19 protein-coding genes are annotated in these 22,568 nt (G+C 63.6%); 11 read left to right on the top strand and 8 right to left on the bottom strand.

Features of this window, described 5'->3' with window-relative positions; all coding sequences use genetic code 11:
- The first annotated feature begins 41 nt into the window (after nucleotides 1-41).
- The 4 genes from dksA (at nucleotide 42) to AC1RL5_RS12760 (ending at nucleotide 3,494) form a co-directional block, all read left to right on the top strand.
- Nucleotides 42-446: an RNA polymerase-binding protein DksA gene (gene dksA / locus AC1RL5_RS12775; protein ID WP_492589301.1), complete on the top strand. Its 405-nt coding sequence runs from the start codon at nucleotides 42-44 to the stop codon at nucleotides 444-446.
- 30 nt (nucleotides 447-476) lie between these two features.
- On the top strand, nucleotides 477-1,685 hold the full coding sequence (zigA, locus tag AC1RL5_RS12770) for a zinc metallochaperone GTPase ZigA (RefSeq protein ID WP_072451906.1): 1,209 nt from the start codon (nucleotides 477-479) through the stop codon (nucleotides 1,683-1,685).
- The gene (locus AC1RL5_RS12765) at nucleotides 1,685-2,386 is read left to right on the top strand and encodes a DUF1826 domain-containing protein (protein WP_103407632.1); all 702 of its coding nucleotides are present in this window, start codon (nucleotides 1,685-1,687) and stop codon (nucleotides 2,384-2,386) included. The genes zigA and AC1RL5_RS12765 overlap by 1 nt, the downstream gene beginning before the upstream one ends.
- Nucleotides 2,387-2,531: 145 nt before the next feature.
- Nucleotides 2,532-3,494 (top strand): CobW family GTP-binding protein, encoded by a 963-nt coding sequence (locus tag AC1RL5_RS12760; protein WP_072451904.1) that lies wholly within the window; start codon nucleotides 2,532-2,534, stop codon nucleotides 3,492-3,494.
- Nucleotides 3,495-3,517: 23 nt separating this feature from the next.
- On the opposite strand, the gene AC1RL5_RS12755 is transcribed toward AC1RL5_RS12760, so the two are convergent.
- Nucleotides 3,518-3,910 carry a DUF3301 domain-containing protein gene (locus tag AC1RL5_RS12755; RefSeq protein ID WP_015637540.1) on the bottom strand — a complete coding sequence of 131 codons (393 nt, stop codon included), beginning with the start codon at nucleotides 3,908-3,910 and terminating at the stop codon, nucleotides 3,518-3,520.
- Between the two features lie 117 nt (nucleotides 3,911-4,027).
- Between AC1RL5_RS12755 and pdxY the strand changes: the two genes are divergently transcribed.
- Nucleotides 4,028-4,900 (top strand): pyridoxal kinase PdxY, encoded by an 873-nt coding sequence (gene pdxY, locus AC1RL5_RS12750; RefSeq protein ID WP_015637539.1) that lies wholly within the window; start codon nucleotides 4,028-4,030, stop codon nucleotides 4,898-4,900.
- Between the two features lie 7 nt (nucleotides 4,901-4,907).
- Here pdxY and AC1RL5_RS12745 read toward each other — a convergent pair whose 3' ends face one another.
- Together AC1RL5_RS12745 and AC1RL5_RS12740 are read right to left on the bottom strand one after the other, a co-directional pair.
- Nucleotides 4,908-6,320: an APC family permease gene (locus AC1RL5_RS12745; protein ID WP_093405685.1), complete on the bottom strand. Its 1,413-nt coding sequence runs from the start codon at nucleotides 6,318-6,320 to the stop codon at nucleotides 4,908-4,910.
- 254 nt (nucleotides 6,321-6,574) lie between these two features.
- Nucleotides 6,575-7,060, bottom strand: coding sequence for an acyl-CoA thioesterase (locus tag AC1RL5_RS12740; protein WP_011064332.1), 486 nt, complete (start codon nucleotides 7,058-7,060; stop codon nucleotides 6,575-6,577).
- A 289-nt stretch (nucleotides 7,061-7,349) separates the two neighbouring features.
- Between AC1RL5_RS12740 and AC1RL5_RS12735 the strand changes: the two genes are divergently transcribed.
- A complete protein-coding gene (locus tag AC1RL5_RS12735; protein WP_011064331.1) occupies nucleotides 7,350-9,113 on the top strand; it encodes a cation:proton antiporter in 1,764 nt (587 codons plus the stop codon).
- Nucleotides 9,114-9,184: 71 nt separating this feature from the next.
- Here the strand turns inward: AC1RL5_RS12735 and AC1RL5_RS12730 are convergent, their stop codons facing one another.
- The 4 genes from AC1RL5_RS12730 to uvrD all read right to left on the bottom strand — a co-directional run bounded on the left by AC1RL5_RS12730 (nucleotide 9,185) and on the right by uvrD (nucleotide 13,515).
- The gene (locus AC1RL5_RS12730) at nucleotides 9,185-9,592 is read right to left on the bottom strand and encodes an SMI1/KNR4 family protein (RefSeq protein WP_011064330.1); all 408 of its coding nucleotides are present in this window, start codon (nucleotides 9,590-9,592) and stop codon (nucleotides 9,185-9,187) included.
- 136 nt (nucleotides 9,593-9,728) lie between these two features.
- Nucleotides 9,729-10,604 carry a Tim44 domain-containing protein gene (locus AC1RL5_RS12725; RefSeq protein WP_011064329.1) on the bottom strand — a complete coding sequence of 292 codons (876 nt, stop codon included), beginning with the start codon at nucleotides 10,602-10,604 and terminating at the stop codon, nucleotides 9,729-9,731.
- A 180-nt stretch (nucleotides 10,605-10,784) separates the two neighbouring features.
- On the bottom strand, nucleotides 10,785-11,225 hold the full coding sequence (locus AC1RL5_RS12720; protein ID WP_053160604.1) for an EamA family transporter: 441 nt from the start codon (nucleotides 11,223-11,225) through the stop codon (nucleotides 10,785-10,787).
- Between the two features lie 106 nt (nucleotides 11,226-11,331).
- Nucleotides 11,332-13,515, bottom strand: a complete 2,184-nt coding sequence (uvrD, locus tag AC1RL5_RS12715; protein WP_011064327.1) for a DNA helicase II — start codon at nucleotides 13,513-13,515, stop codon at nucleotides 11,332-11,334.
- A gap of 247 nt (nucleotides 13,516-13,762) precedes the next feature.
- On the opposite strand from uvrD, the gene AC1RL5_RS12710 reads away from it, so the two are divergent.
- The 3 genes from AC1RL5_RS12710 to AC1RL5_RS12700 all read left to right on the top strand — a co-directional run bounded on the left by AC1RL5_RS12710 (nucleotide 13,763) and on the right by AC1RL5_RS12700 (nucleotide 18,059).
- Nucleotides 13,763-16,627, top strand: coding sequence for a putative bifunctional diguanylate cyclase/phosphodiesterase (locus tag AC1RL5_RS12710; protein WP_011064326.1), 2,865 nt, complete (start codon nucleotides 13,763-13,765; stop codon nucleotides 16,625-16,627).
- Between the two features lie 167 nt (nucleotides 16,628-16,794).
- On the top strand, nucleotides 16,795-17,661 hold the full coding sequence (gene hexR / locus AC1RL5_RS12705) for a transcriptional regulator HexR (RefSeq protein WP_011064325.1): 867 nt from the start codon (nucleotides 16,795-16,797) through the stop codon (nucleotides 17,659-17,661).
- 185 nt (nucleotides 17,662-17,846) lie between these two features.
- Complete coding sequence (locus AC1RL5_RS12700; RefSeq protein ID WP_072451902.1) at nucleotides 17,847-18,059, top strand: PA3496 family putative envelope integrity protein; 213 nt, start codon at nucleotides 17,847-17,849, stop codon at nucleotides 18,057-18,059.
- Here the strand turns inward: AC1RL5_RS12700 and AC1RL5_RS12695 are convergent.
- A complete protein-coding gene (locus AC1RL5_RS12695; RefSeq protein WP_072451901.1) occupies nucleotides 18,001-18,963 on the bottom strand; it encodes a LysR family transcriptional regulator in 963 nt (320 codons plus the stop codon). The two genes, AC1RL5_RS12700 and AC1RL5_RS12695, sit on opposite strands and share 59 nt — an antisense overlap.
- Nucleotides 18,964-19,153: 190 nt before the next feature.
- Between AC1RL5_RS12695 and AC1RL5_RS12690 the strand changes: the two genes are divergently transcribed.
- Nucleotides 19,154-20,569: an acetyl-CoA carboxylase biotin carboxylase subunit gene (locus tag AC1RL5_RS12690; protein ID WP_015637534.1), complete on the top strand. Its 1,416-nt coding sequence runs from the start codon at nucleotides 19,154-19,156 to the stop codon at nucleotides 20,567-20,569.
- Nucleotides 20,570-20,580: 11 nt separating this feature from the next.
- Nucleotides 20,581-22,389: a sodium-extruding oxaloacetate decarboxylase subunit alpha gene (oadA, locus tag AC1RL5_RS12685; protein ID WP_011064322.1), complete on the top strand. Its 1,809-nt coding sequence runs from the start codon at nucleotides 20,581-20,583 to the stop codon at nucleotides 22,387-22,389.
- Nucleotides 22,390-22,568 lie beyond the last annotated feature (179 nt).

Here is a 22,568-nt window from a genome sequence, read left to right as displayed (position 1 = left end):
TATAATATAACATAAAAAAACAGCCTGACCCGTGACTCGCCATGACTGAACAAGACCTTCTCGCCCAACCCGAGACGCACTACATGAACGAAACCCAGCAGGGCTTCTTTCGCCAGCTGCTGCTGGCCCAGCGCAGTGATCTGCAGGAGCGCATTGCCGGCGAGTTCGACCAGCTGCGCGAGCAGGAACCCCACAGCGACCCCGCCGACATCGGCAGCGCCGAAGAGCAGCGCCAGTGGCAGCTGCGCCTGCTGGAGCGGGAAAAGAAGCTCCTGGACAAGATCGACGAAGCCCTGGAGCGCCTGGCCCGTGGCGAATACGGCTGGTGCCGCGACACCGGCGAGCCCATCGGCCTCAAGCGCCTGCTGCTGCGGCCCACCGCCACCCTGTGTATCGAAGCCAAAGAACGCCAAGAGCTGCGCGAACGCCATCAACGGGCGCTTTGACCCAGCCGCGATCCTGATGAGGAACAACCCATGACCGACCGTCTCCCCGTTACCGTGCTGTCCGGCTTTCTCGGCGCCGGCAAAAGCACCTTGCTCAATCACATCCTGCGCAACCGCGACCACCTGCGGGTGGCGGTGATCGTCAACGACATGAGCGAAATCAACATCGATGGCAGCGAAGTGCAGCGCGATGTCAGCCTCAATCGCGCCGAAGAAAAGCTGGTGGAAATGAGCAACGGCTGCATCTGCTGCACCCTGCGCGAAGACCTGCTGGTGGAAGTGGGCAAGCTGGCCCGCGACGGGCGCTTCGATTACCTGCTGATCGAATCCACCGGGATTTCCGAGCCGCTGCCGGTGGCGGAAACCTTCACCTTTCGCGATGAATCCGGCCAGAGCCTGGCGGATATCGCCCGGCTCGACACCATGGTCACGGTGGTCGACGGCATGAATTTCCTGCTGGACTACCAGGCCGCGCACAGCCTGGCTTCCCGGGGCGAAACCCTGGGCGAAGACGATGAACGTTCAATCAGCGACCTGCTGATCGAACAGGTGGAGTTCGCCGACGTGATCCTGGTCAGCAAGATCGACCTGATCAGCAGCGACCAGCGCCAGGAACTGCTGGCCATCCTCAAGAGCCTCAATGCCCAGGCCGAGATCGTGCCCATGGTCATGGGCCAGGTGCCGCTGGCGAAGATCCTCAACACCGGGCGCTTCGATTTCGAGCGCGCGGCCCAGGCTCCGGGCTGGCTGCGGGAGTTGCGCGGCGAGCATGTGCCGGAAACCGAGGAGTACGGCATCGCTTCCACCGCCTACCGGGCGCGGCGGCCGTTCCATCCCCAGCGCTTCTTCGACTTCATCAACCGGCCCTGGGTCAACGGCAAGCTGCTGCGCTCCAAGGGCTTCTTCTGGCTGGCCAGCAAGTATCAGGAAGCCGGTAGCTGGTCCCAGGCCGGTGGCCTGATGCGCCATGGCTTTGCCGGGCGCTGGTGGCGCTTCGTGCCCAAGCAGCACTGGCCCCAGGACGAAGAAGGCACCGCGGCGATCATGCACAACTGGACCGCGGCCACCGGCGATTGCCGCCAGGAACTGGTGTTCATCGGCCAGAACATCGACTTCACCCGGCTTTGCGCGGAGCTCGACCTGTGCCTGCTGGATGACGATGAAATGGCCCTCGGCGTCGAGGGCTGGAGCCTGCTGAACGATCCCTTTGGCCCCTGGCATGACGAGGAAGCGGCCTGATGCTGACCCTGAACTTGCCGGTGACTCCACTGGCCAATCCGCCCAGATGGCTGCTGCTGCCGAGCGTGACCGCGCCGGTCTCTCGCCGCCAGGCCATCGGCAGCACCCCGGCGGTGCTCGCCCAGGTGCTGGAGGATGAGGTCAATCTCGGCCTCTGGCAGCGCCAGTTACCGACCCACATCGCCGACTTCGCCGAGTTGCTGCTGTCCCTGGACCAGCCGCTGGCCGAATCCCTGTCCCTGGAGCTGCCCGACGAAGACGCGCAACCCAATCTGCGCGGCCTGGCTTCGGGGTTCAGTGATCTGCAGGGTTATGAAGGCTTTATCGCCGATGTTGCCTGGTTGGTCAGCGCTTTTGCCTGCCTGCTCGGGGCCAGGCGCGTCGGGCTGCGCCTGCGGGTCCTGGACAAGCCCATGTGCCCGCGGTTTCACGTGGACCATGTACCGGTGCGGCTGATTACCACCTACGCCGGAGCCGGCAGCCAATGGCTGCGCGAAGGCGCCATGGACCGCAGGAAACTGGGCCAGGCCGAGGGCGAACCACGGGACCCGGCACAGATCCAGCAGATCGCCAGCGGCGACGTGGCGCTGTTCAAGGGCGAGAAATGGCACGGCAACGAAGGCTTTGGCCTGATCCACCGCTCGCCGCAGCCAGCGCCAGGGGCACGCCGGCTGATCCTCACCCTCGATTGGCTGGGCTGACCTAGGCCCGTGCAGCCGCTTGCCGAGCCTGGGCGAAGCTCCGCAGGACCTTCAGCGCTCCCAAGAGCGGCGTCGAATCGAGCGGATTTTCGCCCAGGGCGGGAAGGGCGTAGCATCACCTCACAGGTTTCCCGGACCCATTTCCATGCTGCAGAACATCCCCACCCACGTGATCGCCGGCCCCCTGGGCGCCGGCAAGACCAGCCTGATCCGCCATCTGCTGAGCCAGCGCCCGGCCGCCGAGCGCTGGGCGGTGCTGATCAACGAGTTTGGCCAGATCGGCCTGGACGCGGCCTTGCTGACCCGCGACGAAGATGGCATCGCCCTGGGCGAAGTGGCCGGCGGCTGCCTGTGCTGCGTCAACGGTGCACCGTTCCAGGTGGGCCTGGGCCGCCTGTTGCGCAAGGCCCGGCCGGACCGCCTGCTTATCGAGCCCTCCGGCCTCGGCCACCCGGCCCAATTGCTCAAGCAGTTGAATGAAGCGCCCTGGAAGGGCGTGCTGGCGGTGCAACCCTGCGTGCTGGTGCTGGATGCCCAGGCGCTGGCCGCTGGCAAGCCGTTGCCCCGGGCGCAGCAGGATGCGCTGCCCAGCGCCGGCCTGCTGGTACTGAACAAGGACGAACTGCTCAGCGACAGCGACAGGTTGCGGGTGCTGGAGCAATTGCCGGACCTTCCCTTGTTCTGGACCCGCCATGCCGCCTTGCCCCTGGCCGAGCTGCCGGGCCTGGGAGCCAGCGCCGAAGCGGCCCTGGAGCAGTCGGGCATTCCCCAGGGCCTGGCCCAGTTGCCGGCCGTGTGGAGCGATCCGGCGCTGCCGATCTGCCTCAGCAAGTCCCAGGAGGATGGCTGGAGCATCGGCTGGCGCTGGCACCCCAGCCAACAGTTCGATCTGGTCCGGGTCGAGCACTGGCTGCAGAACCTCGACTGGCGCCGGGCCAAGCTGGTGCTCCACAGTGATCAAGGCTGGCGGTCGGGCAACGGGCTGGATAATTCACCGCTGAACTGGCTGCCCAGCGAATGGCGCCGGGATTCGCGCCTGGAACTGATCTTCAGTAGCCCTCAGGACATTGCCGTCCTGCAGGCCAGTCTCGATGCCTGTCGCCTGTAGGAAAAACGGCGTGCACGCCACTCTTACGGCTTGAACTTGCGATGTTCCTCGCGCCACTGGCTCAGCTCGATCACCTCGGCACTGGGCAGGGGCTCCTTGGCTTCGAACGGGTAGGGCGCCAGCTCGATATGGGCGCTGTGGGCGCCGAACTGGGTGATGGTCCCGGCATGACGGGTTTCGCCGGTCACGGTGAACTCGAAGTTGTAGACCCGCGCCAGGCGCCGCCGGCCATTGCCATCCTTGACGAAACCGATGCGCTTGAGCGCCACGTTACCGTCCAGCAACTCGATGTCGAGCCGCGCGCAGTGCTGCTTGACCCGCTCCAGGGCCCGTTCGCGCAGGCCGTGGTTGTGCCACAGCCAGGCAGCAGCGGTTGCCAGCAGCATCAGCACAAAGATGTTTCCAAGGGTCAGCATGAAGGTTTGCTCCAACGAGGTGGCGTCAGCTTAACTGCGACTCCGGTCTGTCGTACAGGCTGCGTTTAGTCGCATACTGCGCGGCTTGAATTCCACCGGTTTTATGGAAAATCCTGCATGAAACGTACGCCCCACCTGCTTGCGATCCAGTCCCATGTGGTTTTCGGCCACGCCGGCAACAGTGCCGCGGTATTCCCCATGCAGCGGGTCGGGGTGAATGTCTGGCCGCTGAATACGGTGCAGTTCTCCAACCACACTCAGTATGGTCAGTGGGCCGGGGAAGTGCTGGCGCCACAGCAGATTCCCGAGCTGGTGGAAGGCATTGCCGCCATCGGCGAGCTGGGCAACTGCGACGCGGTGCTGTCCGGCTACCTGGGCAGCGCGGCCCAGGGCCGGGCGATCCTCAGCGGTGTGGCGCGGATCAAGGCAGTCAATCCCAAGGCCCTGTACTTGTGTGACCCGGTGATGGGCCACCCGGAGAAGGGCTGCAGCGTGCCGGCTGAAGTCAGCGACTTCCTGCTGGACGAGGCCGTGGCCATGGCGGATTTTCTCTGCCCCAACCAGCTGGAGCTGGACAGCTTTTGCGGGCGCAAGCCGCAATCGCTGTTCGACTGCCTGGGCATGGCCCGGTCGCTGCTGGACAAGGGCCCCAGGGCGGTGCTGGTCAAGCACCTGGACTACCCGGGCAAGCTGGCGGACGGTTTCGAGATGCTGCTGGTGACCGCTGACGGCAGCTGGCACCTGCGCCGTCCATTACTGGCGTTCCCGCGCCAGCCGGTGGGGGTGGGCGACCTGACCTCAGGCCTGTTCCTGGCCCGGGTATTGTTGGGGGACAGCCTGGTGGCGGCCTTCGAATTCACCGCCGCGGCGGTGCATGAAGTACTGCTGGAAACCCAGGCCTGCGCCAGTTACGAGCTGGAGCTGGTGCGCGCCCAGGACCGCATCGCCCACCCACGGGTGCGCTTCGAGGCCACGCCGATCGGCTTCTGAGGCGGGCTCAGGCCTGCTCGGAAAACTGCACGGTCGGCGCGGGCTGGCGAAAGCCCCGGGTGTGTATGCCCAGGTACAGCAGGCCCAGGGCGAACCAGGCCAGGCCGATGCCCAGGGTCAGGGCCGAAAGGCTGGTCCACAGCCAGGCGATCAGGGCAAAGCCGATCAACGGCAGCAGGCCGTACTGCAACAGCCGTGCGGTGCTGCGCGGTTGGCCCTGGCCCAGGTGACTCTTGATCACCGCCAGGTTGACCACCGAGAACGCCACCAGTGCACCGAAGCTGATCATCGACGCCAGGGTGGTGAGGTCGATGACCACCGCCAGCAATGACACCAGCGACACCAGGACAATGGCCACCACCGGGGTCTTGTAGCGCTCGGACAGGGTACCGAACACCCGATGTGGCAGGATGCCGTCACGGCCCATGCTGAACAGAATGCGCGATACCGAGGCCTGGGATGCCAGGGCCGAACCGGCGGCGCCGGCGACATAGGTGGCGGTGAAGAACATCTCCAGGAAGCGTCCGCCGGCGTGCAGCATGACCTCGCTGGCCGCCGAGTCGGCGTCCTTGAAACTGCTGCCGGGGAACGCCAGCTGGCTGGTCATGGCCAGCAGGATGAACAGCAGGCCGGCGCCCAGGGTGGTGATGACGATTGCCCGGGGGATGTCCCGGCGCGGGTCGCGGGTTTCCTCGGCCAGGGTCGACACCGCGTCAAAGCCCAGGAACGACAGGCACAGCACCGCGGCCCCCGCCATCAGCGGCAACAGCCCATCCTGGCTGCCATCGCCGACCCAGGGTGCGCTCAGGTCCAGGTTCTCGGCCCCTGCCAACTGGCGGACCACCAGGGCCACGAACACCACCACAAAGACCATCTGCGCGCAGACGATCAGGTTGCTCATGCTCGATACCGAGCCGATACCGCGGATGTTCAGCAACGTCACCAGGCTGATGGTCGCCACCACGAAGACCCAGGCGGGCACGGCGGGGAAGGCCAGGTTGAGGAACAGGCCGATCACCAGGTAATTGATCATCGGCAGGAACAGGTAATCCAGCAGCAGCGACCAGCCGGCAAGAAAGCCGATGCCCGGGCCGAAACTGAGGCTGGCGTAGGAATAGGCTGAGCCGGCAATGGGGTATTTCTTGACCATTACGCTGTAGGAAAGGGCGGTGAAGATCATCGCCAGCAGGGTGATCACATAGGCTGCGGCGGTGCGCCCGCCGGTGAGTTGGGTGACCACGCCGTAAGTGGTGAAGACGGTCAGCGGGACCATGTACACCAGGCCGAAGAACACCAGGGCCGGCAGGCCGAGAATGCGCCGCAGCGAGGTGCCCTGGGCACTGTGGGTGAAGCCGCCATCGAGGCTGGCGTGATGGGCGGACGCAGGGGGGCTGCTGGAAAGAGCATTGGCGCTGGGCATTTTTATTGTTCTCACGCGTTCGTTGGCTCGAAGGCTCCCCGGGCGGGGAGTGCGTTTGTGCCTTGCCCTTCGATTCTGGCAGCGGTGCCTTGGGGGCATAACTCTCGATGTGGTCAAAAAGGGATGGATCTGGCCATTCGGGATGACCGCAGAAGCCTGCTGGCGGGTGTTGGAGTGTGGCGGCGCAGCGCTGGAAGCTCTGGAGGGGGGAGGACCGTCCGTGGCCCTGCTGAATCAGCGGTGCAGCTTGAGCATCAAGGGCCGTCGGCCTTGATTTCCCGGTAGCGCTGTTCCAGTTCCTGGCGGATCTGCCGGCGCTGCCGGGCCTGGATAAAGCGTCGCTTGCCGTCGGCGGTTTCCGGCTGCAGCGGCGGCACCTGGGCCGGCTTGCGCTGGTCGTCCACCGCCACCATGGTGAAGAAGCAGCTGTTGGTGTGGCGCACCGAACGCTCGCGGATATTCTCGGTGACCACCTTGATGCCCACCTCCATGGAGGTGTTGCCGGTGTAGTTGACCGAGGCCAGGAAGGTCACCAGCTCGCCGACATGGATCGGCTCGCGGAAGATCACCTGGTCCACCGACAGGGTCACCACGTAGCGGCCGGCGTAACGGCTGGCGCAGGCATAGGCGACTTCATCGAGGTACTTGAGCAAGGTGCCGCCGTGGACATTGCCAGAGAAATTGGCCATGTCAGGGGTCATCAATACCGTCATCGACAGTTGGGCGTTTCCGGGTTCCATAGCACGCTCACGGTTCTGGGCAGGGGTTGCTGGAGCACCTCTGCGGGTGCTGGCTCCAAAGGGTTTTCAAACCATCGATAACGGGACGCCGGGCCGGGCCACGTCGTCACGCCCTGGTGGATCTGTTTCCTAATATTGCACCGCCTTCCTGCCGGAAGTCGCGGTGTTAACCTGCAAAACACCCGTTCCAGGGCATTTTCCGCTTTTATTTTGGATATTTCCTTCTACTGATCAGAACATTCTTTTTAGGCGATCACCCCCGCCCAGCATTCCAAGGAGAGCCCCGGCCATGCATGCCATCAGCTTCATTCAGGACCTGGCCGTGATCATGCTGGTCGCAGGCGTGGTGACCATCCTCTTCCATCGCCTCAAGCAGCCTGTCGTGCTGGGCTACATAGTCGCCGGCTTCATCATCGGCCCTCACACTCCGCCTTTCGGGCTGATCCACGACGAACAGACCATCAAGACCCTGGCCGAGCTGGGGGTGATTTTCCTGATGTTCTGCCTGGGGCTGGAATTCAGCCTGCGCAAGCTGTTCAAGGTCGGGGCCACGGCCTTTATCGCGGCGTTCCTGGAAATCGTCCTGATGATCTGGATCGGCTACGAGATCGGCCGCTGGTTCGGCTGGAGCACCATGGATTCGCTGTTCCTCGGGGCGATCCTGGCCATTTCCTCCACCACCATCATCGTCAAGGCGCTCAATGACCTGAAGATGAAGAACGAGCGCTTCGCCCAGCTGATCTTCGGCGTACTGATCGTCGAGGACATCCTCGGCATCGGCATCATCGCCTTGCTGTCGAGCATCGCGGTCAGCGGTACGGTGAGTTCCGGCGAGGTGTTCTCCACCGTCGGCAAGCTTTCGCTGTTCATGATCGTGGCGCTGGTGATCGGCATCCTGCTGGTGCCGCGCCTGCTGGCCTACGTGGCCAGGTTCGACAGCAACGAGATGCTGCTGATCACCGTGCTGGGGCTGTGTTTCGGCTTCTGCCTGCTGGTGGTCAAACTGGAGTACAGCATGGTCCTGGGGGCCTTCCTGATCGGTGCGATCATGGCCGAGTCCCGCCAGTTGCTGAAGATCGAGCGGTTGATCGAACCGGTTCGCGACCTGTTCAGCGCAATCTTCTTCGTCGCCATCGGCCTGATGATCGACCCGCAGATCCTCCTGCAATACGCCTGGCCGATTGCCGTGATCACGGTGGCGGTGGTGCTGGGCAAGATGCTGTCCTGCGGCATGGGGGCCTTTATCGCCGGCAATGATGGACGCACCTCACTGCGGGTAGGCATGGGCCTGTCACAGATTGGCGAATTTTCCTTCATCATCGCCGCACTGGGCATGACCCTGCAGGTCACCAGCGACTTCCTCTACCCGGTAGCGGTGGCGGTGTCCGCCATCACCACCTTGCTCACGCCCTACCTGATCCGTGCCGCGGACCCGCTATCGCTGAAGCTGGCAGGGGTTCTGCCCAAGCGCCTGAGCCGGGTACTGGGCATGTATGGCGAGTGGTTGCGCAGCATCCAGCCCCAGGGCGAGGGCGCGCTGCTGGCGACGATGATCCGCAAGATCCTGCTGCAAGTGGGGGTGAACCTGGCGCTGGTGGTGGCGATCTTCTTTTCCGGTGGCTATTTTGCCAAGCGCATTGGCACCTACCTGGAAGATTGGGTCAGTGAGCCGAGCTGGCAGAAAGCCTTGATCTGGGGCGGGGCGCTGCTGCTTTCGCTGCCGTTCCTGATTGCTGCCTATCGCAAGCTCAAGGCACTGTCGATGTTGCTGGCGGAGATGGGGGTCAAGCCGGAAATGGCCGGGCGCCATACCCAGCGAGTGCGTCGGGTGATCGCCGAGGTGATCCCGATCCTGTCGCTGCTGGTGATTTTCCTGCTGCTGGCGGCGCTCTCGTCGAGCATCCTGCCGACCCTGGAACTGCTGGTGTTGATCGCCGTAGTGGCGGCGGCGGTGGCCGCGGTCCTGTGGCGCTGGTTCATCCGTGTGCATACGCGGATGCAGGTGGCGCTGATCGAAACCTTCGACCACAGCAAGGACAACAGTGGGCATTGACCTTGCCGCTCGCCGGCAGGGCGCCGGCGAGCTGTTTCAGTCGCCGCGGTGCACGCCGCCGCGGCGGCGTCTCAGCTTTCCAGCCAGACGTCCCGCGCCCAGTGCCACACCGATTCCCAGGATTCTTCGGTGATCAGCTCTTCTTCGCCGGACCACAGCACCACGGTGCCGTCTTCCTCGACGCAGTAGTAATCGTCGCCGTCCTGGCAGATCGGGATTAGCTCGCGCGGCACGCCCATGTCCCAGGCGGTCGCAGCCACTTCCGGGAGGTAGGTATGGGATTGCGGATCGGTGACGGTCACAGGTTCCAGGCTGCCGTAAACCACGTCGCTGACCGTCAACAGGAACTCCTTGAAGACGAACGGGATATTGATGAACAGCTGTTCTTCAATTTCCACCAGTTGGTCTTCGTCCGGCAGTTCCAGGGGGACGGGTACCGGTTCGTTGGCTTCCCGGAGTTGTTCGATGACTTCTTCCACGGCCTGGGTCCTCTTAGCTCTATGGCGCGGTTGTTTGACGGCGGTTTATACAGTAGCTCGCTATAAGTGCAATCGTGAAATGCAAAACCCCGACCTGAGTCGGGGTTTTGCCTTACAGCTGTGACAGCAGAATGAATCAGCCGTTCTGGCGGATACCTGCTACCAGCCATGGCTGGTTGTCGCCCTGGGCGCGTTCCATGTTCCAGCTTTCGCTGAACACTTCGCCCTGGTCGAAGCGCGAGGTCTTCGACACACCGCTGAAGGTCAGGGTGGCGATGGTCTTGTCGGCACGGTCATCCACACCTTCGAGCTGCACTTGCAGGTTGTCGATGTAGGTCGACTGGAAGCCGTCGCCCAGATCGGCACGTTCCTGTTTCAGGAACTGCAGCATCTGTGGGGTCACGAACTCGGCGATCTTGTCCATTTCGTTGGCGTCCCAGTGTTGCTGCAGGGACTGGAAGTGGCTGCGCGCCGCTTCAATGAAGCGCTCTTCATTGAACCAGGCCGGTGCGTTGATTACCGGACGCGCGGCAGGCGCTGGCGAACCACCGAAGATCGAACCGCCGGCAGGCTGCTGGGGCTCGAAGGCTTCGCGCTGCATCGGCGCGTGGCCGGCTGGAGCGTATTGCTCCTGCTGCTTGCGGCGACGAGCGGCGATGAAGCGGAAGATCACGAAGGCGATGACCGCCATGATCAGGATGTCGAAGATCTGCATGCCCTGGAAGCCGCCGCCCATGAACATGGAGGCCAGCAGGCCACCGGCTGCGATGCCGGCCAGAGGGCCGAGCCAGCGCGAAGCACCGCCGGCCTTGGCAGCAGCGCCCGCGGCACCGGCTGCGCCCGCGGTGGCTGCAGCGGCGGGAGCGCCCGGAGCGGTTGGCGCCGCCTGGCGGGTTTGGTGGGTCGGGGCAGCGCCGACGCTTTTGCCGCCACCAAAGCGCTTGGCGTTGGCGTCGAGGCTCATCGTCAGGCCGATGCACAGCGCCATGGCGATGCTAAGAAAACGTTTCATAAAGGGGGTTCCCATTTGTGGATGGCACGCGCGCCATATTGCACAGGTGAAGTGTCAGTGGCGAGCGGCATAATGTTTCGGGCTTTTGCCTGACAGCCTCGGTTCAGCTTCGCCAGGCGTCATGCTCGCCGATAGGTTTTTGGTCCCCGCGGACCTGGCTCTGGTTCAACCCGAAAGCCGTTAGCGGCGCAGTGCTAGTAGCACCACACCTGCGGTGATCAAGCCGATTCCGCTCCACTGCCGCAGGTCGAGCTTCTCTCCCAGCAGGCACACGCCGATGATCGCGACGAACACCACGCTGAGCTTGTCCACCGGTGCCACCAATGAAGCGGGGCCGAGTTTCAAGGCGCGGAAATAGCACAGCCAGGATGCGCCCGTGGCCAGCCCGGACAGCAGCAGGAACAGGTAGCTTTTGGGAGAAATCGATCCCAGGGACTGATATTGGCCCGTTGCGTACAAAATCAAGGCCAGGCTGACCAGTACCACCACGGTACGCAGCAGGGTGGCGAAGTCTGAATTGACGTTTTCTATCCCGACTTTGGCGAAGATCGCCGTCAACGCGGCGAAAGTTGCCGACAACAGGGCCCAGAATGTCCATGAGGAAAAAAAGCCTGTGCCCATGTTCGCGCTGCCTTTTCTGCACCGACCTGTAGGAGCCGGCTTGCCGGCGAAGCGGTGCTTCGCCAGTGAGATTCGCCGGCACGCCGGCTCCTACGGTCGGGTGGGGTTAGATGGCTTCCAGCTTGGCGTAGCCGAGCATCAGCCACTTGCTGCCTTCGCTGAAGTTGACCTGGACCCGGGCCTGGGCGCCGGCGCCCTCGAAATTGAGGATCACCCCGTCGCCGAACACCGAGTGCCGTACCGCCTGGCCGAGGCTCAGGCCGGTGTCCGGGATTTCGCTGCCGCCGAACAGGCTGCTGGTACTTTGTGACTGGCCGCCGCCGAAAGGCCGGCTGACGCTGTTGGACAGCCGCACTTCCTGAATCAGCCCCTTGGGCACCTCGCGCACGAAACGCGACACCTTGTTGTAGGTTTCGCTGCCGTACAGGCGTCGGGTTTCCGCGTAGGTCATCACCAGGTTCTGCATGGCCCGGGTAATGCCCACATACGCCAGCCGGCGTTCTTCCTCAAGGCGGCCGGGTTCTTCCAGGCTCATCTTGTGGGGGAACAGGCCTTCTTCCATGCCCACCAGGAACACGTAGGGGAACTCCAGACCCTTGGCGCTGTGCAGGGTCATCAGTTGCACGCTGTCTTCATGCTCGTCGGCCTGGGTATCGCCGGCTTCCAGGGAAGCGTGGCCGAGGAATGCCGCCAGGGGCGTCAGGTCTTCATCCTCTTCGGTGTTCTCGAAGTTGCGCGCGGCGCTCACCAGTTCCTCGAGGTTTTCCACCCGGGCCTGGCCTTTTTCGCCTTTTTCCGCTTCGTGGTAGGCAATCAGCCCCGACTGCTCGATGACGGTCTGGGTCATCAGGTGCAGGGGCATTTCCAGGGTCTTGGCGGCGAGGTTTTCGATCAGTTCGATAAAGGCCCCCAGCGCACCTGCAGCGCGCCCGGTCAGGCCTTTATTGGCCACCAGCTGGCGCATGGCTTCCCACATCGATACATCGCTGTGGCGCGCATGCTCGCGGATGGCTTCGACGGTCTTCTCGCCGATGCCCCGGGCTGGCACGTTGATCACCCGCTCCAGGGCTGCGTCGTTGCCACGGCCTTCCAGGAGGCGCAGGTAAGCCATGGCGTTCTTGATTTCCGCCCGCTCGAAGAAGCGCTGGCCGCCATAGATGCGGTACGGAATGCGTTCGCGCAGCAAGGCTTCTTCCAGCACCCGGGACTGGGCGTTGGAGCGGTAGAGAATGGCGATGTCGCTGCGGGCCAGGCCGGTCTTCAGCGCGCTCTCGATGGTTTCCACTACATAGCGGGCTTCATCGTGCTCGTTGAAGGCGGCATACAGGTTGATGGCTTCACCGTCGCCGCCGTCGGTCCACAGCTCCTTGCCCAGGCGCCCGGTGTTGTTGGCGATCAGGGCGTTGGCAGCCTTGAGGATGCCGGCAGTAGAGCGGTAGTTCTGCTCCAGGCGGATCACTTCGGTGTCCGGGAAGTCGGCGGAGTACTGGTGGATGTTCTCGATTTTCGCCCCGCGCCAGCCGTAGATCGACTGGTCGTCGTCGCCCACCACCATCAGGCTGTCGCCACCCTGGGCCAGCAACCGCAGCCAGGCGTATTGCACGGCGTTGGTGTCCTGGAACTCGTCCACCAGCACGTGGCGGAAACGCTTCTGGTAGTGCGCCAGCAAACCCGGGTGGTCGCGCCACAGGTCCAGGGCGCGCAGCAGCAGTTCGGAGAAGTCGATGACCCCGGCACGCTGGCAAGCGGCCTCGTAGGCCTCATAGATGCCGCGCATGGTGGCCAGGAACAGGTCGCCGCTGGCCTGGATATGTTGCGGGCGCAGGCCTTCGTCCTTCTGCCCGTTGATGAACCACTGGGCCTGGCGGGCCGGCCAGCGCTGTTCGTCCAGGCCCAGCTCGCGGATCACCCGCTTGACCAGGCGTTGCTGGTCGTCGCTGTCGAGGATCTGGAAGGTCTGGCTCAGCCCCGCTTCCTGCCAGTGGGCCCGCAGCAGGCGGTGGGCCAGGCCGTGGAAGGTGCCGACCCACATGCCTGCCGGGTTGATGCCCAGCAGTTGTTCGATGCGGTGGCGCATCTCGGCTGCGGCCTTGTTGGTGAAGGTCACCGACAGGATCGAGTGGGGTGAGGCGTTCTCGACCTGGATCAACCAGGCGATACGGTGCACCAGCACACGGGTTTTGCCGGAGCCAGCACCGGCCAGGACCAACTGACGACCCACGGAGGCGGCTACGGCCTGGCGTTGGGCGTCGTTGAGGGAGTTCAACAGGAGGGAGAGATCATCGCGCATCGGGGCATTCTAGGGGGCGGCGCCACCCCGGGCAAACCCGGCTTTGCATTAGCCGATAAAACAGCCGCCGATGACGACCGGTTGGTCACAGGCCCCAGCCATTGGCGCTTCTCGCCCGGACGCTTTCAGGGTGCAAGCCGGACCATCCGGTTTTATCGATTTTATGACCTGGAGCAGTTTGGCTCGGGGCTTTGCTTGTGTATGCTCCGGCGACGTTTCGGGCTCAACCATTATAAGAACACTGCCTATGACACTTAACCCCGACCTGTCCGGGCCCTTTGTGGAGCCCCGGGTCATCCGCCAGCACTACGCCGTGGAGATGGCAGTGGAGCGTACGCGCCTGCTGTACCAGGGCTCGTTGCTGCCGACCTTGTTTATGTTGCTCAACGGCCTGGTGTGCACCTGGCTGCTATGGAGCCCGGCGCGCTATCTGTTGCTCAGTGTGTGGATGGTCTGGCTGCTGGCCCTGGTGGCCTTGCGGGTGATCCAGGTGGCGGCCTTCGATTCGGCGATTCCCAGCCGTCAGGCACAGCCGGTGTGGCAACGCATGTTTCTCCTGGGCTCGGCGGTCAGTGGCCTGACCCTGGCCTGCGCCGGCATCGCCCTGGTGCCCACCGACAATTTCCTGCAGCAGGCCTGGGTCTTCGGCCTCATCGGTGCGGCCATCCTGTCGGCCAGCGTAGCCTACGCGGTGAGCCTGCAGGCCTTCCTTTCATTCACCTTGCCGTGTCTGTTGCCGGCCATCGCCTACCTGTTCTGGGGCGGCGACGACCAGCAGCGTGGCTGGGGCTGGCTCGGGCTGATCCTGCTGGTGTCCCTGAGTGTGGTGGCCTGGCAGGTCAACCGCCTGATGCAGCGCGGCCTGCTGCGGCGCTTTCAGAACCAGGCCCTGATCGAGCACCTGCAGAATGCCCAGGGCCGCAGCGATCAGCTCAACCGCGAGCTGGCCCGGGAAGTGGAGCAGCGCCGCCGTGCCGAGGAGCAACTGCGCGAAGCCCAGACCGGGCTGGAACAGCGAGTGGCCCAGCGCAGCCTGGAGCTGGACGCCGCCAACCAGGCCCTGAGCAAGAGCGAGGCGCGCCTGGCCCTGGCCCTGAACGCCAGCGAGCTGGGGCTGTGGGACTGGAACCTGCAGACCGACGAGGTCCATCACACCCAGATCAAGGAGCTGTTCGGCCTGGAGCCGGAAGATGTCACGGCCATGCTCAGCCATCTCAAGCCACGCCTGCATCCGGAAGACCTGCCCCTGCTCAAGCGCGCCCTGGTGGAGCACCTCAAGGGCCGCAGCGACGATTACCAGGTGGAGTACCGGGTACGCCACGGCGCCGGCCACTGGGTGTGGATCGAGGACCGTGGCCGGGCCGTGGAGCGCAGCCCCAGTGGCCGGGTGCTGCGCATGGCCGGCACCCGTCGCGACATCAGTGCCGACAAGGAGCTGGAGGTCCAGCGCAACCTGGCGGCCACGGTGTTCGAGGCGGCCAGCGAAGGCATCGTCATCCTCGACCCCGATTACGCCTTGATCGCCGCCAATCAGGCCTTCAGCCAGGTCACCGGCTACCAGATCGAAGACATGCTCGGGCGCAATGTAGTGGAGCTGTCGTGCAGCCGCGATGCGCGCCGGCACTACCCGTTGATCCACCAGGCCCTGGAACAGTACGGCAGCTGGCAGGGCGAGTTGGTGGAGACACGCAAGAACGGCGAGCTCTACCCGCAATGGCTGCAATTGAATGTAGTGCGTGATAAACGAGGAAAAGTCCGGCATATCGTGGGCTTCTTCGCCGATCTTTCGGCACGGCGCGAATCCGAGGAGCGCATGCGCTACCTCACCCATTACGACGAACTCACGGGGCTGGCCAACCGTTCGCTGTTCCGCGAGCGCCTGCGCGAGGCCCATCAGCGGGTGCGCCAGGGCGGCCGCAGCCTGGCCTTGCTGCACATCAACCTGGACCGTTTCAAGCTGCTCAACGACAGCCTTGGCCATGAAGTGGCCGACCAGCTGCTGCAAAAGATGGCCCGGCGGCTGGTCAATGCCTTGCCGGAAGCCGACACCATCGCCCGGCTTTCCGGGGACGAATTCGCCGTGCTGTTCGACGCTTACGGCAGCCTGTCGAGCCTGACCCGGGTCGCTACCCGGCTGCTGAGCAAGCTGCGCCTGCCGATCACCGTCGAGGGCCATGAACTGGTGGTCAGCGCTTCCATGGGCATCAGCATGCTGCCCGACAGCGCCCGGGAGATCGCAGCCCTGATCAGCCAGGCGAACATGGCCATGGCTCATGCCAAGCACCTGGGCGGCAACAATTTCCAGTTCTATACCGAGAGCCTGCAAGCCAGCACCCTGGAGCGCCTGCAGCTGGAAAACCAGCTGCGCAAGGCCATTGAGGAGGGCCAGTTGACGGTCTTCTACCAACCCAAGCTGTGCCTGGCCAGCGGCCGTCTGAATGCTGCCGAGGCCCTGGTGCGCTGGGATCACCCCGTCATGGGCCGGGTGCCCCCGGGGGATTTCATCGGCCTGGCGGAAGAGACCGGATTGATCGGCCCCATTGGTGAGTTCGTGTTGCGCCAGGCGTGCCGCCAAGCCTGCGAATGGCAACGCCAGGGCCTGGAGCCGATTCGCGTGTCGGTCAACCTGTCGGTGTATCAGTTGCGCCAGGGCAAGCTGGTGAGCCTGGTGCGCCAGGTGCTGGAAGAAACCGGCCTGGAGCCGCATTTTCTCGAACTGGAACTGACCGAAAGCCAACTGCTGGACAGCGTCGAGCACATCATCGCGACCTTCCAGCAACTGCGGGGCCTGGGGGTCAAGCTGGCCATCGACGACTTCGGCACTGGCTATTCGTCCCTGAGTTACCTGAAACGGATCCCGGTGGATTACGTGAAGATCGACCAGGCCTTCATTCGCGGCCTGGCCGAGGGCGGTGAGGACGCGGCGATCACCCGGGCGATCATCGCCATGGCTCATGGGCTGTCGTTGAAAGTGGTGGCCGAAGGGGTGGAAGACCCGGCGCAACTGGCCTTCCTCAAGGCGGAACACTGCGACGAGGTGCAGGGCTACCTGATCAGCCGCCCGGTGGCCGCCGAAGGCCTCGCGCTGCTGTTGCAGGCCCAGAGCCGGTAGCCGCCAGGGCTGCCTGCCACAACGGCTACATAAGTCGTACCCGGCTGAAAATGGGGGGCAGGCAGGCAACTTCGTGATGCATTGGGCGGGCAAAAAGCCGATTCCTGTAGTATAACTACAAGCTTGCTACATCCCCGGCGTCAGCCAATAACAATGAGTCCAGCCCTTTGAACCTGTTGCAGCACATCGCCCAGTCACGTCATTTGTTACGCAAATCGGAACTCAAGGTCGCCGATCACGTGCTCCTTGATCCTGCGGCCGTGATGCACAGTTCCATGGCGGACCTGGCCCACAGCGTGGGCATCAGTGAACCGACCATCGTGCGCTTCTGCCGGGCCATCGGCTGCTCCGGCTTCCAGGACCTCAAGCTCAAGCTGGCGCAGAGCCTTGCCGCCGGGGCCAGCTTCGGCCAGTTCGCGATCCATGAAGACGATTCGGTCGCCGACTACAGCCTGAAGATCTTCGACACCACCCTGCATACCCTGATGGAGGTCCGCGAGAAGCTCGACCCGGTGGCCCTGCAGCAGGCGGTGACCGCCATGTCCCAGGCCCAGCGCGTGGAGTTCTACGGCTTTGGTGCCTCGGGCGCGGTAGCGGCGGATGCCCAGCATAAGTTCTTCCGCTTGCTGCTGACCGCAGCGGCCTATTCCGACCCGCACATGCAAGCGATGTCGGCGGTGACCTTGAAGCCTACCGATGTCGCCATCTGCATTTCCCAGTCCGGTCGTTCCAAGGACCTGCTGATCACCGCCAACCTGGTACGTGAAAGCGGCGCCTCGCTGATCACCCTGTGCCCGAGCCAGACGCCGTTGGCCGAACTGTCCACGGTCAACCTGGCGATCGACGTGCACGAAGACACCGAGATCTACACCCCGCTGACCTCGCGTATCGCCCACCTGGTGGTGATCGACGTGCTGGCCATGGGCGTGGCCATGGCCCGCGGCCCAAGCCTGGTGAACCACCTCAAGAGCGTCAAGCGCAGCTTGCGCAGCCTGCGCCTCTCGCCCAAGTCGGTGAAAGCCCTGGACGACTGAGTCTCTCTGGCCGGTGATGAGGCCTCGGGGTGGTGCATCGCGCTGACGGACGCCTTCGCTGGCAAGCCAGCTCCTACAGAAAGGTAGGCGCTGTGAATGTTCATCGTCCTGTAACCGGCCCGCCGCCAAACCGTAACCGCCGACGTCCATCGTGAAGCTTCCGTACTCGCATTGGGAGACTCGAAATGGCCCGGCCTTACGAAGAGAGCAACAGCGCAGTCAAGACCCGTCGTCAGCAGGAAGACCAGCGCCGCATGGAATTTCGTCGTGCGATCGAACACCGCTTCGAGCTGCGTCAGTTGCAGCAGCAAATCAACGATTACCCCGAGCTGGACGCCGTCAATTACTGGCAGGCGGCGCCCGCAGCTTCCCGTCGAAGCGTTCAACCAAGCCGCTGATCTGCACCCGTTCGCTGCGGATGAATCCCAGGAACGCATGCGCTACCGGTGACAGGCGCTTGGCTTTGGCCTGCACCAGGCACCAGCTGCGCAGCAATGGCAGCTCTTCGACCGGCAACTCGATCAAGCCGCCGGTCGCCAACTCAAGGTTCAGGGCGTGGCGCGTCAACAAGGCCACGCCCAGACCTGCCCGCACGCACTCGCGCTGAGCCTCGGCCGATGACACTTCGAGGATCTGGGTGAAGTGCACGCGCTTCTCCTTGAAATACTCCTCGCACGCCAGGCGTGTGCCTGAACCCTGTTCGCGCAGTACCAGCGTGTAGGGCTCCAGGTCCTGCAGGCGCAGCGGGCCCATGTGGCTCAGGGGGTGCTCCGGCGGGGCCACCGCGACGATCGGGTTATTGAGGAAGGGCAGGAACTCCAGCTCCATGTCCTGGGGCACCATGGACATGATCACCAGGTCGTCGCGATTGTCCGAGAGCCGGCGGATCACCTGGGAGCGGTTGACCACCGTCAGTTGCAGGTGCACTTCCGGGTGCTGGCGCTTGAAGGCGGCGAACAGGTGCGGCACGAAGTACTTGGCGCTGGATTCGATGGCCAGTTTGAGCTGGCCCTGCAGCGAACCCTGCATGTCGGAGAGCTGCATGTCGAGGTTCTCCAGGCGCCCGAAGATGTCCCGGCTGGCCCGTTGCAGCGCTTCGGCGGCTTCGGTCATGTAGAGCTTCTTGCCCACATAGTCGAACAGAGGCTGGCCGATCAGCTCCTCCAACTGGCGAATCTGCAGGCTGACCGCGGGTTGGGTGAGGGACATTTCATCGGCGGCGCGGCTGTAGGAGCGTAGATCGCAGACTTCATTGAAAATCTGCAACTGACGCAATGTCAGTCTCATCAAGGACTTGCGCATTTCTTGAGGGCTCGCGCCAAGGGCTGGTGGCATGACTATAAGTCTTTACTTATGGCCAACCCAATAATTATTGATTTTTGTTAATCCCTCTGCAGAGCTAGTGTGTCGCTGCGACTGACTTGAAACATTTGGTCACGCGCCGACTCGGTCTAGCGGGTCGTCTGTTTCAACGGCTCAAGGGAACCTCCAAGTGATAAAAAAGATCCTGATCGCCAACCGTGGTGAGATTGCCGTACGAATTGTGCGTGCCTGCGCGGAAATGGGCATCCGTTCGGTAGCGATCTTCTCCGACGCCGATCGCCATGCCTTGCATGTAAAGCGCGCGGATGAGGCCCACAGCATTGGCGCCGAGCCGCTGGCCGGCTACCTGAACCCACGCAAACTGGTGAACCTGGCGGTGGAAACCGGCTGTGATGCGCTGCATCCCGGCTATGGGTTTCTTTCGGAAAACGCCGAACTGGCGGACATCTGCGCCGAACGTGGAATCAAGTTCATCGGCCCGTCGGCGGAAGTGATCCGCCGCATGGGCGATAAGACCGAAGCCCGCCGCAGCATGATCAAGGCGGGCGTGCCGGTGACTCCGGGCACCGAAGGCAACGTGGCCGATATCCACGAAGCCCTGTCCGAAGGCGACCGCATCGGCTACCCGGTGATGCTCAAGGCCACCTCCGGTGGTGGCGGGCGCGGCATCCGTCGTTGCAACAGCCGTGAAGAGCTGGAGCAGGCTTTCCCCCGGGTCATTTCCGAAGCCACCAAGGCCTTCGGTTCGGCGGAAGTGTTCCTGGAAAAGTGCATCGTCAATCCCAAGCACATCGAAGCGCAGATCCTCGGTGACAGTTTTGGCAACGTGGTGCACCTGTTCGAGCGCGACTGCTCGATCCAGCGCCGCAACCAGAAGCTCATCGAGATCGCCCCGAGCCCGCAGCTGACCCCGGAACAGCGCGCCTACATCGGCGACCTGTCGGTGCGCGCAGCCAAGGCCGTGGGCTACGAGAACGCCGGCACCGTGGAGTTCCTGCTCGCCGAGGGCGAGGTGTACTTCATGGAGATGAACACCCGGGTGCAGGTGGAACACACCATCACCGAAGAAATCACCGGCATCGATATCGTCCGCGAGCAGATCCGCATTGCTTCCGGCCTGCCACTCTCGGTGAAACAGGAAGACATCCAGCACCGCGGCTTTGCCCTGCAGTTCCGGATCAATGCCGAGGACCCGAAGAACAACTTCCTGCCCAGCTTCGGCAAGATCACCCGCTACTACGCCCCCGGCGGCCCGGGCGTGCGCACCGACACGGCGATCTACACCGGCTACACCATTCCGCCGTTCTACGACTCCATGTGCCTGAAACTCGTGGTCTGGGCCCTGACCTGGGAAGAAGCGATGGACCGTGGCCTGCGCGCCCTGGACGACATGCGCCTGCAAGGGGTCAAGACCACCGCCGCCTATTACCAGGAAATCCTGCGCAACCCGGAATTCCGCAGCGGTCAGTTCAACACCAGCTTCGTTGAGAGCCACCCGGAACTGACCAACTACTCGATCAAGCGCAAACCCGAAGAGCTGGCCCTGGCCATCGCCGCCGCCATTGCCGCCCACGCAGGCCTGTGAGGAATAAAACAATGTCCAAGAAGATTCATGTAACCGACACCATCCTGCGCGACGCCCACCAATCGCTGCTGGCGACCCGCATGCGCACCGACGACATGCTGCCGATCTGCGACAAGCTCGACAAAGTCGGCTACTGGTCCCTGGAAGTCTGGGGCGGCGCCACCTTCGATGCCTGCGTGCGCTTCCTCAAGGAAGACCCCTGGGAGCGCCTGCGCAAACTGCGCGCCGCGCTGCCCAACACCCGCCTGCAGATGCTCCTGCGCGGCCAGAACCTGCTGGGCTACCGCCATTACAGCGATGACGTGGTCAAGGCCTTCGTGGCCAAGGCGGCGGTCAATGGCATCGACGTGTTCCGCATCTTCGACGCCATGAACGACGTGCGTAACCTGCGGGTCGCCATCGAAGCGGTGAAAGCCGCCGGCAAGCACGCCCAGGGCACCATCGCCTACACCACCAGCCCGGTGCACACCATCGAGGCCTTCGTGGCCCAGGGCAAGCAGATGGAAGCCATGGGCTGCGACTCCATCGCGATCAAGGACATGGCCGGCCTGTTGACCCCTTACGCCACCGGCGAGCTGGTCAAGGCGCTGAAGGCCGAGCTGTCGCTGCCGGTGTTCATCCACTCCCATGACACCGCCGGCCTGGCTGCGATGTGCCAACTCAAGGCCATCGAGAACGGCGCCGACCATATCGACACCGCCATCTCCAGCTTCGCCTGGGGCACCAGCCACCCGGGTACCGAATCCATGGTCGCAGCCCTCAAAGGCAGCGAGTTCGACACCGGCCTGGATCTGGAGCTGCTGCAAGAGATCGGCCTGTACTTCTACGCCGTGCGCAAGAAGTACCACCAGTTCGAAAGCGAATTCACCGCCGTGGACACCCGGGTGCAGGTCAACCAGGTGCCGGGCGGGATGATTTCCAACCTGGCCAACCAGCTCAAAGAGCAGGGCGCCCTGAACCGCATGAACGAAGTGCTGGCCGAGATTCCACGGGTCCGTCACGACCTGGGCTACCCGCCGCTGGTGACCCCGACTTCGCAGATCGTCGGTACCCAGGCGTTCTTCAACGTCCTGGCTGGCGAGCGCTACAAGACCATCACCAACGAAGTGAAGCTCTACCTGCAAGGCGGCTACGGCAAGGCTCCGGGGGAAGTCGACGAGAAACTGCGGCGCCAGGCCATCGGCAGCGAGGAGGTGATCGATGTACGTCCCGCCGACCTGCTGAAGCCGGAAATGACCAAGCTGCGTGGCGAAATCGGCGCCCTGGCGCATTCCGAAGAAGACGTGCTGACCTACGCCATGTTCCCGGACATCGGGCGCAAGTTCCTCGAAGAGCGTGAGGCCGGCACCCTGGTTCCGGAAGTGCTGCTGCCGATTCCTGAAGCGGGCGGCGTGAGCAAGCCGGGCGGTGAAGGCGTGCCCACCGAGTTCGTCATCGACGTCCACGGCGAGACCTACCGCGTCGACATCACCGGGGTTGGGGTCAAGGCCGAAGGCAAGCGTCACTTCTACCTGTCCATCGACGGCATGCCGGAAGAGGTGGTGTTCGAACCTCTCAACGAATTCGTCGGCGGCGGTGGCAGCAAGCGCAAGCAGGCGAGCGCCCCGGGCCATGTCAGCACCACCATGCCGGGCAACATCGTCGATGTGCTGGTCAAGGAAGGCGACACGGTCAAGGCCGGCCAGGCGGTACTGATCACCGAAGCCATGAAGATGGAGACCGAAGTCCAGGCAGCGGTTGCCGGCAAGGTCGTGGCGATCCATGTGGCCAAGGGCGACCGGGTCAACCCGGGCGAGATCCTGATCGAGATCGAAGGCTGAGTTCAGGCCTTCATCTGCAACGCTTTACCTCGGGGAGGCCACGGCCTCCCTTTTTTTGTCCACGATTTGCCTGAGTGCATTTTAGTGCACTTATTGTCTGCAAAAATCGGCTGTATCTGCATTACAATGCATTTTGCAGAGGTAATGACGCACCAAAAGTGCATTAAATTGCAGGTAAT

The organism is Pseudomonas sp. GW822-FHT06D10, from assembly GCF_058799535.1.
The sequence above is the reverse complement of the archived record's forward strand: the minus strand, read 5'-3'. Positions and strand labels throughout refer to the sequence as shown.